The organism is Duganella sp. sic0402, from assembly GCF_019219065.1.
In the GTDB taxonomy this organism is placed as follows: Bacteria; Pseudomonadota; Gammaproteobacteria; order Burkholderiales; family Burkholderiaceae_D; genus Rugamonas.
The window spans coordinates 278889-297303 of sequence record NZ_JAHUWK010000001.1; the positions used below are offsets into that span (position 1 = coordinate 278889).

General features: G+C 61.5%; 17 protein-coding genes. 14 read left to right on the plus strand and 3 right to left on the minus strand.

Features of this window, described 5'->3' with window-relative positions; genetic code table 11:
- The first annotated feature begins 3 nt into the window (after window positions 1-3).
- Entirely contained in the window at window positions 4-1140 is a 1137-nt protein-coding gene (locus KW842_RS01210; RefSeq protein WP_218302266.1) for an acyl-CoA dehydrogenase family protein, read from the plus strand.
- Between the two features lie 67 nt (window positions 1141-1207).
- Entirely contained in the window at window positions 1208-2068 is an 861-nt protein-coding gene (gene motA / locus KW842_RS01215) for a flagellar motor stator protein MotA (protein ID WP_218302267.1), read from the plus strand.
- A 34-nt stretch (window positions 2069-2102) separates the two neighbouring features.
- On the opposite strand, the gene KW842_RS01220 is transcribed toward motA, so the two are convergent.
- The 3 genes from KW842_RS01220 to KW842_RS01230 form a co-directional block, all read right to left on the minus strand.
- On the minus strand, window positions 2103-3026 hold the full coding sequence (locus KW842_RS01220; RefSeq protein WP_218302268.1) for a diguanylate cyclase domain-containing protein: 924 nt from the start codon (window positions 3024-3026) through the stop codon (window positions 2103-2105).
- Complete coding sequence (locus KW842_RS01225) at window positions 3023-7564, minus strand: PAS domain-containing protein (protein ID WP_218302269.1); 4542 nt, start codon at window positions 7562-7564, stop codon at window positions 3023-3025. Before KW842_RS01225 ends, KW842_RS01220 begins: the two co-directional genes overlap by 4 nt.
- A 98-nt stretch (window positions 7565-7662) precedes the next feature.
- Entirely contained in the window at window positions 7663-8730 is a 1068-nt protein-coding gene (locus KW842_RS01230; protein WP_218302270.1) for a phosphotransferase, read from the minus strand.
- A 185-nt stretch (window positions 8731-8915) separates the two neighbouring features.
- On the opposite strand from KW842_RS01230, the gene KW842_RS01235 reads away from it, so the two are divergent.
- The 12 genes from KW842_RS01235 to KW842_RS01290 all read left to right on the plus strand — a co-directional run bounded on the left by KW842_RS01235 (window position 8916) and on the right by KW842_RS01290 (window position 18409).
- A complete protein-coding gene (locus tag KW842_RS01235; RefSeq protein ID WP_218302271.1) occupies window positions 8916-10622 on the plus strand; it encodes a GspE/PulE family protein in 1707 nt (568 codons plus the stop codon).
- A gap of 3 nt (window positions 10623-10625) precedes the next feature.
- Window positions 10626-11849: a type II secretion system F family protein gene (locus KW842_RS01240; RefSeq protein ID WP_218302272.1), complete on the plus strand. Its 1224-nt coding sequence runs from the start codon at window positions 10626-10628 to the stop codon at window positions 11847-11849.
- Between the two features lie 30 nt (window positions 11850-11879).
- Window positions 11880-12377, plus strand: coding sequence for a type II secretion system protein (locus tag KW842_RS01245; RefSeq protein ID WP_218302273.1), 498 nt, complete (start codon window positions 11880-11882; stop codon window positions 12375-12377).
- A gap of 38 nt (window positions 12378-12415) precedes the next feature.
- Entirely contained in the window at window positions 12416-12925 is a 510-nt protein-coding gene (locus tag KW842_RS27685; protein ID WP_218302274.1) for a type II secretion system protein, read from the plus strand.
- Window positions 12926-12952: 27 nt separating this feature from the next.
- Window positions 12953-13507, plus strand: a complete 555-nt coding sequence (locus KW842_RS01255) for a Tfp pilus assembly protein FimT/FimU (RefSeq protein ID WP_373925120.1) — start codon at window positions 12953-12955, stop codon at window positions 13505-13507.
- Entirely contained in the window at window positions 13497-14153 is a 657-nt protein-coding gene (locus KW842_RS01260) for a type II secretion system protein (RefSeq protein ID WP_218302275.1), read from the plus strand. The genes KW842_RS01255 and KW842_RS01260 overlap by 11 nt, the downstream gene beginning before the upstream one ends.
- Window positions 14150-15034: a type II secretion system protein gene (locus KW842_RS01265; RefSeq protein ID WP_218302276.1), complete on the plus strand. Its 885-nt coding sequence runs from the start codon at window positions 14150-14152 to the stop codon at window positions 15032-15034. The genes KW842_RS01260 and KW842_RS01265 overlap by 4 nt, the downstream gene beginning before the upstream one ends.
- Before the next feature lie 14 nt (window positions 15035-15048).
- Window positions 15049-15519, plus strand: coding sequence for an agglutinin biogenesis protein MshP (locus KW842_RS01270; RefSeq protein WP_218302277.1), 471 nt, complete (start codon window positions 15049-15051; stop codon window positions 15517-15519).
- Window positions 15520-15637: 118 nt separating this feature from the next.
- Window positions 15638-16582, plus strand: coding sequence for a type IV pilus biogenesis protein PilM (gene pilM / locus KW842_RS01275; protein WP_218302278.1), 945 nt, complete (start codon window positions 15638-15640; stop codon window positions 16580-16582).
- Window positions 16579-17319: an MSHA biogenesis protein MshI gene (locus tag KW842_RS01280; protein WP_218302279.1), complete on the plus strand. Its 741-nt coding sequence runs from the start codon at window positions 16579-16581 to the stop codon at window positions 17317-17319. Before pilM ends, KW842_RS01280 begins: the two co-directional genes overlap by 4 nt.
- Complete coding sequence (locus tag KW842_RS01285) at window positions 17316-18077, plus strand: type II secretion system protein M (RefSeq protein WP_218302280.1); 762 nt, start codon at window positions 17316-17318, stop codon at window positions 18075-18077. The genes KW842_RS01280 and KW842_RS01285 overlap by 4 nt, the downstream gene beginning before the upstream one ends.
- Window positions 18074-18409 (plus strand): MSHA biogenesis protein MshK, encoded by a 336-nt coding sequence (locus tag KW842_RS01290; RefSeq protein WP_218302281.1) that lies wholly within the window; start codon window positions 18074-18076, stop codon window positions 18407-18409. The genes KW842_RS01285 and KW842_RS01290 overlap by 4 nt, the downstream gene beginning before the upstream one ends.
- Window positions 18410-18415 lie beyond the last annotated feature (6 nt).

Genomic DNA, 18415 nt, shown 5'->3' on the forward strand with positions numbered 1-18415 from the left:
GCGATGGATTTCAATTTCAACGAAGAGCAGCAGCAATTTGCCGATGCGCTGCGGCGCTGGGTGGACAAGGACTACAGCTTCGAAACGCGCAAGCGCATCGTGCACTCGGCCAGCGGCGTGTCGGATGTGGCTTGGGGTACGCTGGTCGAGCTGGGCATGACCGCCTTGCCGGTGCCGGAAGCGCAGGGCGGCTTCAACGGCAACGCGGTGGATATGCTGGTGGTGATGCAGGAGCTGGGACGCGGCCTGGTGGTCGAGCCGTATTTCTCCACGGTGTGGGGCGCCAAGTTCCTGCAACTGGCGGGCAATCAGCATCACCGGCTGGAGGATGTCGCCAAGGGCGAACTGAAGCTGGCGTGCGCACTGGCGGAAAAACACTCGCGCTATGACCTGGCGGACATCAAGACCATCGCCAGCATCAATGGCGAAGGCTACCGCATCGACGGCACCAAGACGGTGGTGATCCACGGCGGCCAGGCGGGCGCGCTGATCGTTTCCGCACGCAGCGCCGGTACGCAGCGCGACACCAATGGCATCAGCCTGTTCGTCGTGCCGGTTGATACTCCCGGCGTGGTGATCAAGGACTACCGCACCATTGATGGACAGCGTGCGGCGACGGTGCAGTTCAACCATGTGGCGGTGCCGGCGTCGGCGCTGCTGAGCCGGCTGGGCGGCGGCTGGGATCTGCTGGAAGAGGCGGCCGATTACGGTGTCAGCCTGCTGTGCGCGGAAGCCGTCGGGGCGATGGACGCCATTTTCAACGCGACGCTGGAGTATTTGAAAACCCGCAAGCAGTTTGGCATGGCGATCGGCAGCTTCCAGACCTTGCAGCACCGGATGGCGGATATGTATGTGCATCTGGAGCAGGCGCGCTCGATGGCGATGCTGGTGGCGGCGCGCATGTCCTGCGATGCCGAAGAGCGGCGGCGGGTGGCGTCGGCGGCCAAGGTGCGTATCGGGCAGGCGGCCAGGTTCATTGGCCAGCAGGCGGTGCAACTGCACGGCGGCATGGGCGTTACCGACGAACTGCCGGCCGCGCATCACTTCAAGCGCCTGAGCATGATCGAACTGACGCTGGGCGATGTGGATCACCACCTTGAACGGTTTGCCGCCCAGCGTGGTTTTCAGCAACATTCATAAGGGTTTTCCTTTGAGCAATATGCTATCCTGTATAAACTGTTAATAGCTATAACGTTTGGGGAGCCGCATGTCTGTTCTGTTAGGAATCGCAATTGTTCTCGTCGGTATATTCGGCGGCTTCGTACTGGAGGGCGGGCATCTCGGTCCTCTGTACCAGCCGTTTGAATTGATGATGATTGCGGGCGGCGCGCTGGGGGCGTTTGTGATCGCCAATGACGGCAAGTCGATGCGGGCAACCGCCGCCGCGCTGCCGACGCTGTTTCAGACCGCAAAGCAAACCAACGCGCTGTATCTTGATCTGCTTTCGCTGCTGTACGAGATTCTGACGAAGATCCGCAAGGAAGGCCTGATGGCAGTGGAGTCGGATATCGATGCGCCACAGCAAAGCCCGATATTCTCGAAATTTCCAGCGATTCTGGCCGACCATCATTTGACCGAGTTCATCACCGACTACCTGCGGCTGATGGTGTCCGGGAATATGGACCCGTATCAAATCGAGAATTTGATGGACAACGAAATCGAGGTACACCATCAGGATGGCGAAGTGCCTATCCACGCCATCAACAAGCTGGCGGATGGATTGCCGGCGTTCGGCATCATTGCGGCGGTCATGGGCGTGGTGCACACCATGGGGTCGGTGGGCATGCCGCCGGCCGAACTGGGCAATCTGATCGCCGCCGCGCTGGTGGGAACCTTCCTGGGCATTCTGCTGGCCTACGGTGTCGTCAGCCCGGTCGCCAACCTGCTGGAACGCAAGCTGCAGGAGTCGACCAAAATCTTCCAGTGCGTCAAAGTGACCCTGATCGCCAGCCTGAACGGCTACGCACCCACGCTGTCAGTAGAGTTTGGCCGCAAAGTGATTTCCGCAGTCCAAAGACCATCGTTCTCGGAAATGGAAACGCACTTTAAGCAGCAGAAAAGCAAATGAGTACGCATAGCTTCCCGCTGGCGCGGCAACGACGCTAGCTATCCAGGCTGATGCAATACCGGTCGCGGCCGGTTTGTTTGGCGCGGTAGAGATTGGCGTCGGCGTTGCGGATGACGCTGTTGGGATCGATGTGGTCCTGCGGCTGGATGGTCGACAGGCCCATGCTGACCGTGATGTGCGGCGCGGTCAGCGAGGCGGCGTGCGGCAGGGCCAGCTTGCGCACTTCTTCCAGGATGCGGTTGGCCACCACTTCGGCGCCATCGGCGGCTTCCTGCGGCAGCAGCAGGATGAACTCCTCGCCGCCGTAGCGCGCCAGCATGTCCTGCGGCCGCGAGGCGCAGCGCTTCATCGCGGCCGCGACATCGACCAGGCAGGCGTCGCCCGCCTGGTGGCCGTAGTGGTCGTTGTACAGCTTGAAGTGATCGATGTCGATCATGATCACCGACAGCGGCAAGCCGGCGCGCGCACAGCGGCGCCATTCAGCATCGATTTTGTCATTGAAGTTGCGGCGGTTGGCCACGCCGGTCAGGCCGTCGGTCATGCTCAGCTCGCGCATCGCGTCGGCCTGGCGCTTGATGGTCAGCTGGCTGCGCACCCGCGCCCGCACCACCGCCACATTGAAGGGCTTGCTGATGAAGTCCACCGCGCCAGCCTCCAGCGCGCGGGTTTCATCTTCAGGCCGGCTTAGCGCGGTGACGAAAATCACCGGAATGTCCTGCAGCCTTGGCGAAGAGCGCAGCGCCGCCACCACCGCGTAGCCGTCCATGCCTGGCATGACGGCGTCGAGCAGGATCAGGTCCGGCTGCTGCTCCAGCGCAATCTGCAAAGCCTGTTCACCATCCAGCGCAAACAGCACTTCGTGTTCTTCGCGCAGCGCATGGTGCAGGATCTGGATGTTCTCCATGGCGTCATCGACCACGAGGATACGCCCGTTCCTGGCCAGGTCGGTCCAACTCATGCACTTTCCTTTCGCTGCAATATTTCTTCAACCATCAAGCGCGCCGCCTTGAAATTAAGGGTTTCCACTGCTTCACCCAAGGCTTGCGCCTGCGCTATCGACACCAGCGCTGGTCGGAGTTCCTGGAAGTGTTCAAGTGCTTTCAGATTGTTATTTTGAAGCAAACCTTGCAACTCCGCCAGCTTTAGCGCCAGATCGGGCGGGGGGGTGTTGCTTAGAGGAACATTCTGCACGGGCGCCGCGAGGTTGCGCGCGGTGCGGGCGATCAGGTCCAGCGCCTGCTCCAGCCGGTTGAGGGCGGACGGCATGGCCAGGGAGTCGGCGCTGGCGTCGTGCAGCACCGATTCGGCAGTGCCCGCCAGGCGGGCGACATCGATGGCGCCCAGGTTGGCGGCCACGCCGCGCAGCCGGTGCAGCACCTCGGCGGCGCGCTGGCGCTGGTTGGCGCCCAGCAGCGCGCGCACTTCGGCAACGGCGCCGCCCTGCGATTGATCAAAACGCTTCAGCAGCCCGGTCAGAGCCTGGTAGTTGCCGCCCAGCCGCGCCAGCGCAGCTTCCACGTCGATGCCGGGCAGGGGCGAAATGGGCGGCATCAGTGCGGCGGCCGGCATAGCCGGCGGCGCTTTGGCTGGCACCGGCGCCACCATATCGCGCGAGGCGTCGCGGATGGTGACCAGCCGCGTCAGCACCGAAATCAGCTCCTCGACGTCGATCGGCTTGGCCACATGGGCGTTCATGCCGGCTTCGGCGGCGCGGCGGCGGTCGTCTTCCAGCACATTGGCGGTCATGGCGATGATCGGCAAGGTCAGCAGGCCCCGGCGGCGGATTTCACGGGTCGCGTCGTAGCCGTTCATGACTGGCATCTGCACGTCCATCAGCACCACGTCGTAGCGCTCCGGCGTGGCCGCCAGCCGCTCCACCGCCAGTTTGCCGTTGGCGGCGATATGCACCGTGGCGCCGGCGTGCTGCAACATGTATTCCGCCACTTCCTGGTTGATTTCATTGTCTTCCACCAGCAGGATGCGCATGCCGGCCAGCCGGCCTTGCAGCGGTGTCTGCTCCAGCTGGGCCATCAGGCCGGTGTGGGCCTGGTCGCCTGCCAGCAGGCCGCTGACCCGCTCCAGCAGCCGCGCCGGACTGATGGGCTTGGACAGCACGCCTGACAGGCCCAGCTCGGCCGAGCGCTGCGCCAGCGCGGCAACATGGTGTTCCGAGATCATCATCAGTATCGGGGGCAGCGCCAGCTCGGGCGGCAGCTGCTCTAGCAGGCCGGGACCGTTGATGCCCGGCATATCATGGTCGAGCAGCAGCAGGTCGTAAGGGCGGGCGGCGCGCGCGCGTTCGATCAGCAGCGAGCGCGCCTGTTCGGCGCTGGCGGCGCTGGCGGTATGCCAGCCGAAACAGCGGCCGGCCGCCAGCAGCGCATGGCGCACGCTGGGGTTGTCGTCGATGATCAGCACCGACAGCGTGGTGGTGGCCGGCGGTGGCTCGGCGGCGTGCAGCGCCTGCGGCGATTCCAGCGGGCAGGCGAACAGGAATTCCGCGCCGTGTCCCGGTTCGCTGCTGACGCTGATCGCGCCGCCCATCATATCGGCCAGTTGGCGGCAGATCGCCAGGCCCAGCCCGGCACCGCCAAATTTGCGGCTGGTGCTGCTGTCGGCTTGCGAGAAGGCGTCGAAGATATGCGCCTGCTTGTCGAGCGCAATTCCGATGCCGGTGTCGCGCACGCGGAATTCGACCAGCAGCGCGTGGTCGCCGGGCCGGGCGCTGCCCGGCGCCGGCCGCACCGACAGCACCACTTCGCCGCGCTCGGTGAATTTGATGGCGTTGCTGACCAGGTTGAGCAGCACCTGCTGCAAGCGCATCGGGTCGCCGCCCAGCTCGGCAGGCATGGCCGGGTCGATATCGTAGACCAGCTCGACGCCCTTGGCGCTGGCACTGCCGCTGAGCATGACGCTGATGCTGTCGAGGATGTGCTGCAAATGGAAGTCGGCGTGTTCCAGCACCAGTTGGCCGGCCTCGACGCGGGAAAAGTCCAGTACGTCGTTGACCAGGCTGAGCAGGGACTGGGTGGCAAACTGGATTTTATGCAGGTAGCCGCGCTCGCGCGGCGCCAGCGGTGCTTCTTCCAAAAGCCGCGCCAGTCCGATGATGGCGTTCATGGGCGTGCGGATTTCGTGGCTCATATTCGCCAGGAACTCGCTTTTGGCGCGGCTGGCGGCCTCAGCGCGGTCGCGCGCCACCATCAGCTCTTCATTTACTTGCTGCAAATGCAATTCAATTTCCTTCAACTCAGTCACATCGGAGACTAGCACAAAGAAACCAACTACCGCATCCGTATCATCCTTATCTGGGATGTAATTGACCCAGGTATGGCTGATTTCACCCGATGGCCATTGCAGCTGGCCGGCAAAGCCCTGTGGCTCGCCGGCCAGGGCGGCCATGACATAGGGCTCGCCTTCGGCGTACTGGGCGGCGCCGACCACGTCCGGCATGCGCGCGCCGATGATCGCTTGCTGATCCTGCCCGTGCCAGTCGAGGAAATAGCGGTTGGCGAAGCGGCAGCGCTGATCCGCATCCCAGTAAGCCACCATGCCGGGCAGGTTGTCGGTAACGGTGCGCACGAAGCGTTCGCTGTCGGCCAATTGCTCGGCGGTCGCGCGCAGCACTTCCTTGGCTTGCTTGCGCTCGGTGATGTCGAGCGCTATCCCCAATACGTGGGTGGCCACGCCATGCTCGTCGCGCAGCGCCACTTTGCGCGTGGTCAGGTAGCGTGTGCCGGTGCTGGTCGACAACGGTTCTTCGCTGATTTCCGTGACGGTGCCCAGCGGCGCGGCCAGCACCTTACGGTCGTCAGCGAGGAAGGCATCGGCCTGTTCGGTGGGCGCGAAGTCGTAATCGCTTTTGCCGATCAGCTGCTCGCCGGAGGTGCCCAGCATCTGCGCGCCGTGGCGGTTGAACATCTCATAGCGCAAGTCATCGGCGCGCTTGAGGAAGATCATGGCCGGGATGTTTTCCACCACCGAGCTGAGCAGATGGCGCGAGCGTTGCAGCGCAGCTTCGATATTCTTCTGTTCGGTTTCGTCCAGCATCAGTGCGGTGATGCCAATGATCTTGCCGTCAACGCCGAACTGCGGATAGTAATTCAGCACCCAGTGGTGCACCTGGTCCGGTGCATGCAATGGGCTGGCGCTCATGCGCACGCCGGTCAGTGGCTTGCCGCTGGCCAGCACGGCACGGTAATCGCGCAGCACCCGCTGGCGCACCTGGTGGTGCGGAATCATGTCGCCGATGTAGTGGCCGAGGTGATCGATCGCCTTGCGCTGGTTGAGCGCGGCCATGTAGTCATTGATGCGCAGCACGCGCAGCTCGGCGTCGACATAGCTCAGGCCCACGGGCGCGGTGGCGTACAGGGTTTCCAGCTGGCTGCGGCTTTTCTCCAGCTGGCTGGTGCGTTCTTCGACCAGGCTTTCCAGATGCTGGCTATGGCGCAGCAGGTCGCCGTCCAGCGCAAGCAGCGCCCGTGCCAGGGTATCGGCTTCCTGAAACGCGGTCTCCGGCATGCTAAAGGGCTTGCCGTTGGCGAGCGCCTGCGCCGGCGCCACCAGTTCGCGGATCGAGCGGGCGATGCGGCCGCCGACCGACCACGCCAGCGAGAAACCGGCCGCCAGCACCAACAGCATGGTCAGTGCGATTGGTGCGACAGCGCTGGCCAGGTCGCGTAGCGCCTGTTCCTGCGGCGTGGCGATGCCCACTACCGCGCCGCTGACCGGCGCCCGGCTCAGGCCCAGATAGATCGGCTTGCCCTCGGCGTCGTCGGTCGCCAGCAGTGTTTCGTGGGAGTGCAGCAGATGGTCGCGCAGCGCCGGATCGGCGGCATGGCCGAGCAGCAGGCGCGGCCCGCCATATTGCGCGACCGCGTTGCCTTCGGCGTCGTACAGCGTCATCGCCTGATCGGCGCTGATGTGTTCTTCCTTGAGGATGCTGGCCAGGCGGCTCGGTTTGAGCAGCACGGTGATCGCGTATTCGACCCGGCTTTCGATGAATACTGGCACGTCAAGCGCGAGCAGTGCGCTGCCTTCGACCACCACCACCGACATCCGTGGCCGGCCATGGCCGAATAAGGGCGCCAGGCGCCGCTGGTTGTTAATCGGATTAAAGGTTTCCGGTAGCTGCGCGCCGACATTCACCAGCGCCTTGCCGCTGGCGTCGCTGAGGATGAACTGGGACGCGGGAAATTGCGGGCTGAGCAGTGCACCGGCCTGTAGCCGCAGCGCGCCCCAGTCCTGATTGCGCAGACTGGGCGAGGAAGCCAGGGCCAGCGCCGCGCCCTCGCTTTGCACCAGGTCGCGGTCGATGGCAGCAGCGACCGCGCGCGCGTCCTGCTGGGTATCACTTTTGAGGGTGGCGTGTTCACGCTGGTAAAACTGGCTGACCAGCGCGCCGAAACCGACCACTGTCGGCAGGGCGCACGCCAGGACCAGCAGCGCGATCTGCGAGCGGATGGATGGCAAGGTTTTGCGTTTTCTATCGGGCACGCGGGTGGCCTCAGTCTTATGCTGGCAGCACGATAGTAGCTGAGGCGCGGATTTTCAGAAAGTGCTTTTGTCCGACATGCACAACCGCTGCCACACCCTCAAATCGGCTTGCCGCTGGCATAGGCCCAGCCCAGTTCAGCCATCGGCCGCGCCATCTGTCCGGATTCCAGCGCCTGGGCGCTGGCGGCCGTGCCGTCGGCATAGCGTTTCATGATGCCTTGCATGATGCTTGCAAGCCGGAACATATTAAACGCCAGGTAGAAATTGAAATCGGCCAGCTGGATGGTCTTGCCGGTCCGTTCGGCGTAGCGGGCGATGTATTCTTGCTGGGTCGGAATGCCGAGCGCTTGCAAGTCCAGTCCGGCGATGCCGCGGAACTGGCCGGGCGGTATGTGCCAGCTCATGCAGTGGTAGGAAAAGTCGGCAAACGGGTGGCCCAGCGTGGAGAGTTCCCAGTCCAGCACCGCCAGGATGCGCGGCTCGGTTGGATGGAACAGCATATTGTCGAGGCGGAAGTCGCCATGCACGATGGCGGTGTCGTCGCCCGGCGGGATGTGGGCCGGCAGCCAGGCGATCAGCTGGTCCATGGCGTCGATGGTGTCGGTTTGCGAGGCCAGGTATTGCTTGCTCCAGCGCTCGATCTGGCGCGCGAAGTAGTTGCCGGGTTTGCCGTAGTCGCCGAGGCCGATGGCCTGGTAGTCCACCGTGTGCAGCTGGGCGATCACGCGGTTCAGCTCGTCGTAGATGGCGGCCCGCTCGGCCGGCGTCATGCCGGGCAGCGACTGATCCCACAGCACCCGGCCTTCGACAAACTCCATGACATAGAAGGCGCGGCCGATCACCGCTTCGTCGGTGCACAGCGCGTATTGGCGCGGCGCCGGGAAACCGTTTTTATGCAGCGCATCCATCACCCGGTATTCGCGTTCGATGGCGTGGGCCGATGGCAGCAGCTTGGCGGCCGGTGCCGGCTTGGTGCGTAGTACATAGCTGCGGCTACCGATGCTTAGCTTGAACGTGGGGTTGGACTGGCCGCCCTTGAACTGTTCGACGGCCAGTTCGCCGTCAGGATAGTCTGGCACATGCTGGCGCATCCAGGCGTCGAGGGCGGCGCTGTCGAACTGGTGGCGTGCCGATACCGCCTTGGTGCCGATGAATTCCTCAAACATGGTGTCTCCTGCTTTTATGTAGTATTCAGCCATTTTAAACAGAAAAAGTACGTGTGTGCTTTTAATTGTGCTGCGTCCGCAGAAAGCCACACCTTCACCCGCTAACTCGCTCATTGTGCTTATCTGTCATAGAATGGCCGCAAGTTTTGGTGGTAATTCTTGGTGGCAACGAATAAGGAGCAGGTATGTCTAGGCCAGAGAAGGTCCGGCTGGGTGAGATTCTGGTGCAGCAAAAGCTGCTCTCGGAGGAACAACTGGGACTGGCGTTGGCCGACCAAAAACGCAGCGGGCGCAAGCTTGGCCGCGTTTTTGTCGAGAACGGCTATGTAACGGAAGAGCAGATTGCCGGCGCGCTGGCGCGGCAGCTCAATATTCCCTACCTGAACCTGAAGTTTTTCAATATCAACCCAGAGATCGTCCGGCTGCTGCCCGAGACGCAGGCACGGCGCTTCCGCGCGCTGGTGCTGGAAGACCGGCGCGGCTCGCTGCTGGTCGGCATGTCTGACCCGACCGACCTGTTTGCGTATGACGAGATCGCCCGCATCGTCAAGCAGGATATTGAACTGGCGGTGGTCAACGAAACCGAGGTGCTGGGCGCGATCGACCGCATCTACCGCCGCACAGAAGATATTTCCGACCTGGCGCGCGAGCTGGAGCAGGACCTGGGCGACGCCTCGGTGGACTTTGGCGCACTGGCTGCCGCCAACCCGAATCTGGAAGAGGCGCCGGTGGTCAAGCTGCTGCAATCGGTGTTTGACGATGCCGCCCAGGTGCGCGCGTCCGACATCCACATCGAGCCGCAGGAAGGCCGGCTGCAAATCCGCTTCCGCATCGACGGCGTGCTGCACCTGCAAACCGAGTCGGATATCAAGATCGCACCGTCGCTGGCCTTGCGCCTGAAGCTGATGTCGGACCTGGATATCTCGGAAAAGCGCTTGCCGCAGGATGGCCGCTTTGCGGTGCGGGTCAAGAACCAGCGCATCGACGTGCGGATCTCGACCATGCCGACCCAGTATGGCGAATCGGTGGTGATGCGTCTGCTGAACCAGAGCGGCGCGCAGCTGCGGCTGGACGCGATCGGCATGCCGCGCGGCCTGCTGGAACGCTTCCGCGCGATTATTGAACGTCCCAACGGGCTGGTGCTGGTGACCGGCCCGACCGGTTCCGGCAAAACCACCACGCTGTATTGCGCACTGTCCGAGCTGAATTCTGTCGAGAAGAAGCTGATCACGGTGGAGGACCCGGTCGAATACCGGCTGGCCGGCATCAACCAGGTGCAGGTCAACGACAAGATCGACCTGAACTTCGCGCGCGTGTTGCGCTCCGCGCTGCGCCAGGACCCGGACATTGTGCTGGTCGGCGAGATGCGCGACCAGGAAACCGCCGCCATCGGCCTGCGCGCCGCCATGACCGGTCACCTGGTGCTGTCGACGCTGCACACCAACGACGCCGTCAGTACACCGCTGCGGCTGATGGACATGGGCGTGCCGCGCTATATGGTCGGCTCATCGCTGCAGGCGGTGCTGGCGCAGCGTCTGGTGCGGGTAATCTGCGAAAGCTGCACCACGCCTTACGAGCCGACGCCAACCGAACGCGAGTGGCTGAGCCTGGAGTTGAACGACAAGGTCGACAAAGGCCGCTATTTCCACGGCAAGGGCTGCTCGCATTGCAACGGCATGGGTTATCGCGGCCGGACCGGCGTGTACGAGCTGCTGGAAATGACACGCGCGGTGGTGGACGCCGCCAATGATCCCGATCCATCCCACTTCCTCAAGACCGCCACGGCGCAGATGGCCGGCGAAACGCTGCGCCGCCACGTGGTCATGCTGGTGGTGCAGGGACGGACGACGATTTCGGAAGCCATGCGCATCAGCAACCAGGTAGAGGATTAATCCGTGCCTTTCTTCGCGTACAAGGGCCGCAACGCGCGCGGCGAGTTGATGCAAGGCGTGCTGGAGGCGGCCGATAGCGGCGCCGTCGCCGATCAGCTATTCAATACTGGCGTGACGCCGATCGAAATTGTGGTCACCACCAAGACGGCGGACGGCGAAGGCTGGTGGTCCAAACTGCTGGAGAAGCGCGTCACGTCGATGGATGTCCAGCTATTCAGCCGCCAAATGTACACGCTGCTGAAGTCCGGCGTGCCGATCATGCGCGGGCTGGCTGGCTTGCAGGAATCGGCGGTCAGCAAGTCGTTTGGCAAGGTGATCAAGGATTTGCGCGAGTCGCTGGACTCGGGGCGCGAGCTGTCGGCGGCAATGCGCCGCCATCCAGCAGTGTTCACGCCGTTCTATTTGTCGATGGTGCGGGTAGGGGAGATGACCGGGAGGCTGGAGGAAGTATTCCTGCGCCTGTTCGACCACCTGGAGTTCGACCGCGATATGCGCGAGCGGGTCAAGACTGCGACCCGCTATCCGAGCTTTGTAGTGTTCGCCATGGTGGCCGCGATGATTGTGGTGAATATTTTCGTGATACCGGCCTTTGTGGGCGTGTTTGCCAAGTTCAATGCCGAGCTGCCGCTGATGACGCGCATTCTGATTGGTACCTCCAACTTTACCGTGCGCTATTGGCCGGTCGGGCTGGGCGGGCTGGTGGCCAGCTTCTGGGGCTTTCGTACCTGGATAGGCACCACCAGGGGGCGCTACCAGTGGGACAAGTTCAAGCTGAGCATTCCGGTTGCCGGCAAGATCGTATTGAAAGCGACCATGGCGCGTTTCGCCCGCAGCTTCGCGTTGTCCAGCCGCAGCGGCGTGCCGATCGTGCAAGCGCTGTCGGTCGTGTCGAAGACCGTGGACAACGCCTATCTGTCGGCGCGCGTGGAGCAGATGCGCGATGGCGTCGAGCGCGGCGAGAGTATTCTGCGCACCGCCGCCGCCGCCAATGTGTTCACACCGGTGGTGCTGCAGATGATCGCGGTGGGCGAGGAGAGCGGTTCCATCGATGATCTGATGGACGAGATCGCCCAGATGTACGAGCGGGAGGTGGATTACGAACTCAAAACTCTGTCAGCGCAGATCGAGCCCATCCTGATCGCCTTCCTTGGCGTCATGGTATTGGTGCTGGCGCTGGGTATCTTCCTGCCGATTTGGGACTTGGGCAAGGCCGCCTTGCATAACTGAGCCTGAATTGTGACGTTACTGGAAACATTTGTGTCTGTAAAACAACGCGGAGCCAGCTTATTTGAATTCGTGATTTCGATGACGGTCATCGGTGTTTTGTCCGGATTATTGCTGTCACGTTTGTGGTATTACCAACGAGAAGCGGAGCTTGCTGGTATGCACATGACTGTGGGAAATATTCAGCGCGCCTTAGAAATTAGGGTTGTGCAAGCAAAATTGCCTGGTCGCAGCGCCGATTTAACGTTTTTAACCGAAGAAAATCCGTTTCATTTACTGAAAGTAACTCCGACAAATTATGTGGGCGAGTTGTACAGCCCGGGCGCGGACGACATCGGTGCAGGTAATTGGTGCTTTGATCGAAGCAATAAGACGGTCATATATTTGTTAAATTATGGAAATTCATTCGAGGATTCCCAGACGAAACTTTTGAAATTCAAGGTAAAATTGAGGGGCTTGCCCCAAAGCCCCGCCAAGCCGTCAGGCGCACCAGAGAGTTTCGGTGTGGCCTTTGAGCAAGTCAAGGATTAGCGCCCCTGCGCAAAACTTTTCGACGATTTGGAGAAATAATGAATAAGCAAGCTAGCACCATCATCCGCCAACGTACGTCCCAAGGCGGTTTCACACTGATCGAACTGATTGTTGTTATCGTCATCCTCGGCATTCTGGCAGCGACTGCTTTGCCTAAGTTTTCTGACCTGAGCGGTGATGCCCGTGTGGCTTCGCTGAATGGCGCCGCCGGCGCTATGAAGTCGGTTTCCGCCATGGCGCATGGTCAGGCGCTGGTGGCTGGCCAAGGCACAGCCGCGAGCGGCACCGTCTCCATGGAAGGCACCGCCGTCAACATGGTGTATGGTTACCCTACGGCCGCTTCGATGCCGGTCGCTGCAGGCCTGACCAGCCAGGACTACACCATTACGCAGGGTCCCAATACCCCACTTTCGATTGTGGCTGGCCAGGTCGCGATACAGCCAGCTAAAGACGCGCGGGCTGGTTGCTACGTGGTGTACACGCAGGCAACTGCAACTGCGATTGCGACTGTGGACACCAGCAAGGTCACCTCGACCGATTGCATCTAATCGTGCTTGTCAGCAGGTGATAGCCCAGTGCGCACCGGCTTGCGGTTGAAGCGCAGCGCCGGCTTCACGATGGTGGAGCTGATTACAGTCCTCATCGTGGCCGGCATTCTGGCTGCGGTCGGCGTATCCCGGTTCGCCGATAGCAATGCCTTCGAGAACCGGGCGTATGCCGATCAGGCGAAAACGATTATCCGCTACGCGCAAAAGCTGGCCGTGGCGCAGAACCGGCCTATCTTTGTTGTCACCAATGGCAGCAGCTTCGCTGTTTGCGCAGATGCTGCCTGTAATGGTTTGATTACCGCTCCTGGCGGTAGCAATAGCGGCAGTACCGCAACCCGTGCCAACTGCCGGCAAGGCAGCAACTACGTTGCCAGCTGGATGTGCGAAGGCCGCCCGGCAAACGTCAGCATCACCGGCCTGCCTGGCAGCACCATCTTTTTCGACGCGCTGGGGCGGCCTTATAAAGGGACGGACCCGGTTGTAGGACCATCCACGCTCAGCGCTCCTGTGATTATTTCCTTCACCAGTGCTGGCAATACCAACCAGATCACCATCTGGCCGGAAACGGGCTATGTACAATAATCGCCTTCGCCAGCGTGGCGTCACCATCGTCGAGCTGATCATGTTTATCGTGATTGTCGGCGTGGCGGCGGCCGGGATTTTGCAGGTGATGAATCTGACCAGCAGAAATAGCACTGATCCGATCCGGCGTAAGCAAGCTACCCTGATCGCCGAGGCGTATATGGAAGAGCTGCAGCAGGCGCAATTCACAGCTTGCGATCCGAACGATCAGAATGCTGGGACGGCAAGCAACAGCGCGGTCAATCCCAACGATGTACGTTTCTGTGCCGCAAATGGCACGGTAGAGCGCTTTGGCCCGGAAAACGGCAATGCGCGCCCATTTGATAACGTCAATGATTACGTGCCTGTCAACTATGTTGAGGGCACATCGGTGCGCGCATTCGCTGTCGCCGATGCCAATGGTGTGCTGGTTGATCGCGATGCATCGGGCGCCCCATTGGGCGCCGCCTTGGGCGTGCCGCTGACCAATTTCGTGACCACGCTGGCGCTACGTAATACCACATTGAATGGTATTGCCAGTCCTGCCATCGCAAATCCAAACGCTGACATGACTGTGCTGCTGATTACCATCACAGTTGCCTACGGTCCTGGAGAAAGCGTTGTGCTGGAAGCGTACCGGACCCGTTATGCACCGGAGTCGATATGAGTCGCTTGGTATTCAGGCGCATGCGTGGCTTCACGCTGGTGGAAGTCATCGTGGTCATGATCATCACCTCCATCCTGGCCGGCATCATGGTGCTGTTCATCCGCCGCCCGGTGGAAAGCTACGTCAACACCGCCGCTCGTGCGGACATGGCCGATGTGGCGGAAATTGCCTTGCGCCGCATGGCACGCGAATTGCGCGGCGCGGTGCCAAACAGCATACGCCTCTCCGTCATCGGCAATACCTCGCTGCTGGAATTCATCCCGACCAAGGCTGGCGGCAATTACCTTGACGTCAGCGACGCTGCGCCTGCCGCCAATCCGGTACTCAGTTTTACTGACACTACCCGGACGAGTTTCTATGTTGTCACGCCGATGCCGGCCGCGCCTTACGCGATAGTTCCAGGCGACTGGATCATTGTCTACAATCTGGGCACAGGCAACACCGGTTCGGACGCCTACGCGGCCACTCCGGGCAACCGCGCCGCAGTGGCCAGTATTGGTGGCGCCAACGGCAAGACCATCACGCTGGCCAACAATCCGTTTCCCAATGGCTTTGCATCGCCTCGCAAACGCTTTTCCGTTGCACTTGCTCCGGTGACGTTCGCTTGCGTCAATAACGCCAACGGCACCGGTACCTTGACGCGGTTCTGGGGCTATGGCTTCCGGCCGGTGCAAATCAATCCGGCGACGGTCGGCGCCACCCAAGCCCTCATGGCAAATAATGTCGCCGGTTGTACTTTCACAGTCATGCAGCTGCTTGACCGGAATACCTCGCTGATCGGACTCGCGATTGCCTTGGCGCGCCCAAGCCCCGGTAGCGCGGCAAACAATCTGGAGACCGCGACCCTGGCGCAGCAAATTCAAGTGAGTAACACGCCATGAGGCCATCAATATTCATGCGTTTGCAAACCCGCCGCAAGTCGGCTGGGGTGGCGATTGTCACCGCGATTTTCCTGCTGGTGGTTGTGGCCGGACTGGCGGTGGCGGTTATTTCATTAAGTAGCGCGCAACAGGATGCATCCGCCAAGGATCTGCAAGGACAACGCGCTTATCAGGCGGCCAAGGCGGGGATTGAATGGGCTTTGATGCAATGGCAGCCAACGAGCCGGCCCACCGGGCCGATAGCTTGCGGGACCGTGACCAGTTTCGTCCCACAAGCTGCCACCCTGGCCACTTTTACAGTCACGGTGGTCATTACTTGTGATGGCGATACGCAGAACGGCTTGGTAGGTGGCGGAACGGGCGACCCCACAGCCAACCACTTCGTGATCACCTCCACGGCTTGCAGCCAGCCCGCCGGCAACGGCTGTCCGAATCCCGTGGCAGGACCGGACTATGTGCAGCGGCAGTTACGTGCCCAGTTATAGCGCGGCAATGCACAGGAAAAGTGTGTATTTTTGTAGCAGTATTGTTAAGTTATGCATGAATTGCGGTGTAAGTTGAATATAATCAAGTATCTAGCGAGTAAACCTCCAGTGTTGAGATATGGTTTTTTTTAAAAGAGCTAAAAAGACGGACGGATGGCTCACAGTCACCTTTCTCAAGGACGGCGTCTGCGCGGGCCGCGTGCGGCGCGTGCGCGACGCCAAGGCGGTGGTGGAGCTGTCGGCCTTCTATCCGTCGGAGGCCAGCGCTTCACCCGAGGTGCTGGAGCGTCTCAACAAGGAGCTGAAAGCTGGCAATTATCAATGCGGCACCATGCTCAGCGGCGGCGAATACCAGCTGCTGATGGTCGATGCGCCCAACGTGCCACAGGATGAGCTGAAAACCGCCGTGCGCTGGCGCTTGAAGGACATGCTCGACTTCCATGTCGACGACGCCACAATCGATGTGCTTGATATCCCGGTGGATAATAGCGCTGCGTCGCGCGGCCATTCCATGTTCGCTATCGCCGCACGTAACACGCTGATCCAGTCGCGCCAGACGCTGTTCAGCGAATCCAAGCTGAACCTGACCGTGATCGACATCCCCGAGATGGCGCAGCGGAATATCTCGGCCCTACTGGAAACCGAAGGACGCGGCCTGGCCATGCTGTCCTTCGACGCCGACGGCGGCCTGCTGACCATCACCTACAAGGCCGAACTCTACCTGTCGCGCCGCATCGACGTGACGCTGGCGCAATTGCTGGAGCGCGATTCGGACCGCCAGCAGTCGCAGTTCGACAAGATCACGCTGGAGCTGCAACGCTCGCTGGATCACTTTGACCGCCAGTTCAATTACGTGAACGTGATCAAGCTGCTGCTCGCGCCAACCGGTGCCGAAGGCTTGCACGAGCACCTGGCCAGCAATCTCTACATGCCGGTGGAAGCAATGGTGCTGGACGATGTATTCGATCTGGGCAATGCGCCAGAGTTGCAGGACGCCGCGCAGCAGCAGCGTTTCTTCCTGACGCTGGGTGCGGCCCTGCGGCATGAGGAGGTGAAGCTGTGAGCCAGCAGATCAACCTGTTCAATCCCATCTTCCTCAAGCAGAAGAAAATTTTCACCGCCTTGCCGATGGTGCAGGCGCTGGGCGTGATTCTGGCCGGCGCCTTGCTGCTGACCTGGTACGCCAGCAGCAGCGTGGACGATCTGGAGCAGTCCGCAAATGACGGCAAGGCTGTGCTGGCCAAGCGCGAACAGCAACTGACCAAGGCCAAAGCGCAGTTCACGCCGCGCGCCAAGGATGCCCGCCTGGCAGCTGAGCTGGCGGATGCAGAAACCGAGCTGAAGGCACTGAGCAATGTGTCGGCGGTATTGCAGGGCGGCGCGCTGGGTAATACCGCTGGCTATGCCGAGTATTTCCGCGCTTTCTCGCGCCAGAGTGTGAGCGGCTTATGGCTGACCGGCGTCAGCATCACTGGCGCCGGCACCGATATTGGCCTGCAGGGCAGGGCCATGCAGGCGACCTTGATTCCGAATTACATTTCCCGTTTGACCGGTGAAAATGTCTTGCGCGGCAAGACCTTCGCCAGCCTGGAGATCGGACGCCCGCAAGCCCAGCCGGCGCCGGCCGAGGCTTCAGCCTCGGCGCCAGCGACTTTGGCCGCCGTGCCCGGCATTTCGGCGCCTGCGGCCGCCGCACTTGCGCCCGCGCCGGTCGCATCGCTCACGCCAGCAGCGCCGGCAGAGCCACGCTTCGTTGAGTTCAGCCTGCAATCGACGGTCGTGCAGGAGGCCGCCAAATGAAGCAACAATGGATTAAGCTGAGCACCAAGCTGGATGCGATGACGCTGCGTGAGCGCGTGATGATCTTTGCCGCCGCGCTGGCTGCCATGCTGTTCCTGCTGTATATGGTCGCGGTGGAACCGCTGCTGAACAAGCAGCGCTTGCTGGAGATGCAGCTCAAGACCCAGCAAAACCAGATTACCGGCATTGAGCTTGAAATCTCCGCCAAGGCACAAGGCTATGTGGTTGATCCGGACGCCGGCACGCGTGCTCAGCTGAAAACGGTGCAACAGCAGATCGATACCACCAGTGCCGGCCTGATGGCGGTGCAAAAAGGTTTGGTGGCGCCGAACAAGATCGCGCCGCTGCTGGGGCATCTGCTGCGCGGCAATGGCAAGCTCAAGCTGATGTCAATGAAGACGCTGCCAGTGACCGGCCTGAACGAAGTAGTGCAGCCGGAAGCCGCTCAAGTCGCCGCCGGCGCCATCGATACGGTGGCTGCGGTCGCCGGTGTAGTCTCGCCTGGCCAGGCGTCCGCGTCGGCGCAGGCCAAGCCGGCCAGGTCCGCGAAACCGCGCGAGCTGCTCTACCGCCATGGCGTGGAAGTGGTGCTGCAAGGCAGCTACCTCGACATGATAGGCTATATGGAAGCACTGGAGGCTTTGCCGGTGCAGCTGTTCTGGGGCAAGGCCCAACTGGACGCCCAGCATTACCCGAACTCGCGTCTGACGCTGACCCTGTACACGCTCAGCCTGGATGAGAAATGGATGAAATTATGAAACGCACTCTGTGCCTCTGCCTGTTGATGCTGAACAGCGTCGCCAGCGCGCAAACACTGGCCGATCCGACCCAGCCCCCGCCGGAATCGCGCCTGCTGCCGAATGTTGAGGCGGATGTACAGGTAACACAAGGCCCCGTGCTGCAATCGGTGCTGATCGGATCGGGTGGCCGCGAGGTCGCCGTGATCGATGGCCAGACGGTGCGCAAGGGGGAAAAGTTCAATGGCGCCACGCTGATCAAAGTCAGCAAGAACCAGGTGGTGCTGCAAAATGGCAGGGACAAGCAGATTCTGACGCTGTTCCCCGAAGTGGCCAAGAAAGCCGCACATTAAATGCGA

Bases quoted from the DNA above. Each gene is read 5' to 3' on its own strand.
- KW842_RS01210 (WP_218302266.1), top strand. From the start codon at position 4: ATGGATTTCAATTTCAACGAAGAGCAGCAGCAATTTGCCGATGCGCTG.
- motA (WP_218302267.1), top strand. From the start codon at position 1,208: ATGTCTGTTCTGTTAGGAATCGCAATTGTTCTCGTCGGTATATTCGGC.
- KW842_RS01220 (WP_218302268.1), bottom strand. From the start codon at position 3,026: ATGAGTTGGACCGACCTGGCCAGGAACGGGCGTATCCTCGTGGTCGAT.
- KW842_RS01230 (WP_218302270.1), bottom strand. From the start codon at position 8,730: ATGTTTGAGGAATTCATCGGCACCAAGGCGGTATCGGCACGCCACCAG.
- KW842_RS01235 (WP_218302271.1), top strand. From the start codon at position 8,916: ATGTCTAGGCCAGAGAAGGTCCGGCTGGGTGAGATTCTGGTGCAGCAA.
- KW842_RS27685 (WP_218302274.1), top strand. From the start codon at position 12,416: ATGAATAAGCAAGCTAGCACCATCATCCGCCAACGTACGTCCCAAGGC.
- KW842_RS01260 (WP_218302275.1), top strand. From the start codon at position 13,497: ATGTACAATAATCGCCTTCGCCAGCGTGGCGTCACCATCGTCGAGCTG.
- KW842_RS01265 (WP_218302276.1), top strand. From the start codon at position 14,150: ATGAGTCGCTTGGTATTCAGGCGCATGCGTGGCTTCACGCTGGTGGAA.
- KW842_RS01270 (WP_218302277.1), top strand. From the start codon at position 15,049: ATGCGTTTGCAAACCCGCCGCAAGTCGGCTGGGGTGGCGATTGTCACC.
- pilM (WP_218302278.1), top strand. From the start codon at position 15,638: ATGGTTTTTTTTAAAAGAGCTAAAAAGACGGACGGATGGCTCACAGTC.
- KW842_RS01285 (WP_218302280.1), top strand. From the start codon at position 17,316: ATGAAGCAACAATGGATTAAGCTGAGCACCAAGCTGGATGCGATGACG.
- KW842_RS01290 (WP_218302281.1), top strand. From the start codon at position 18,074: ATGAAACGCACTCTGTGCCTCTGCCTGTTGATGCTGAACAGCGTCGCC.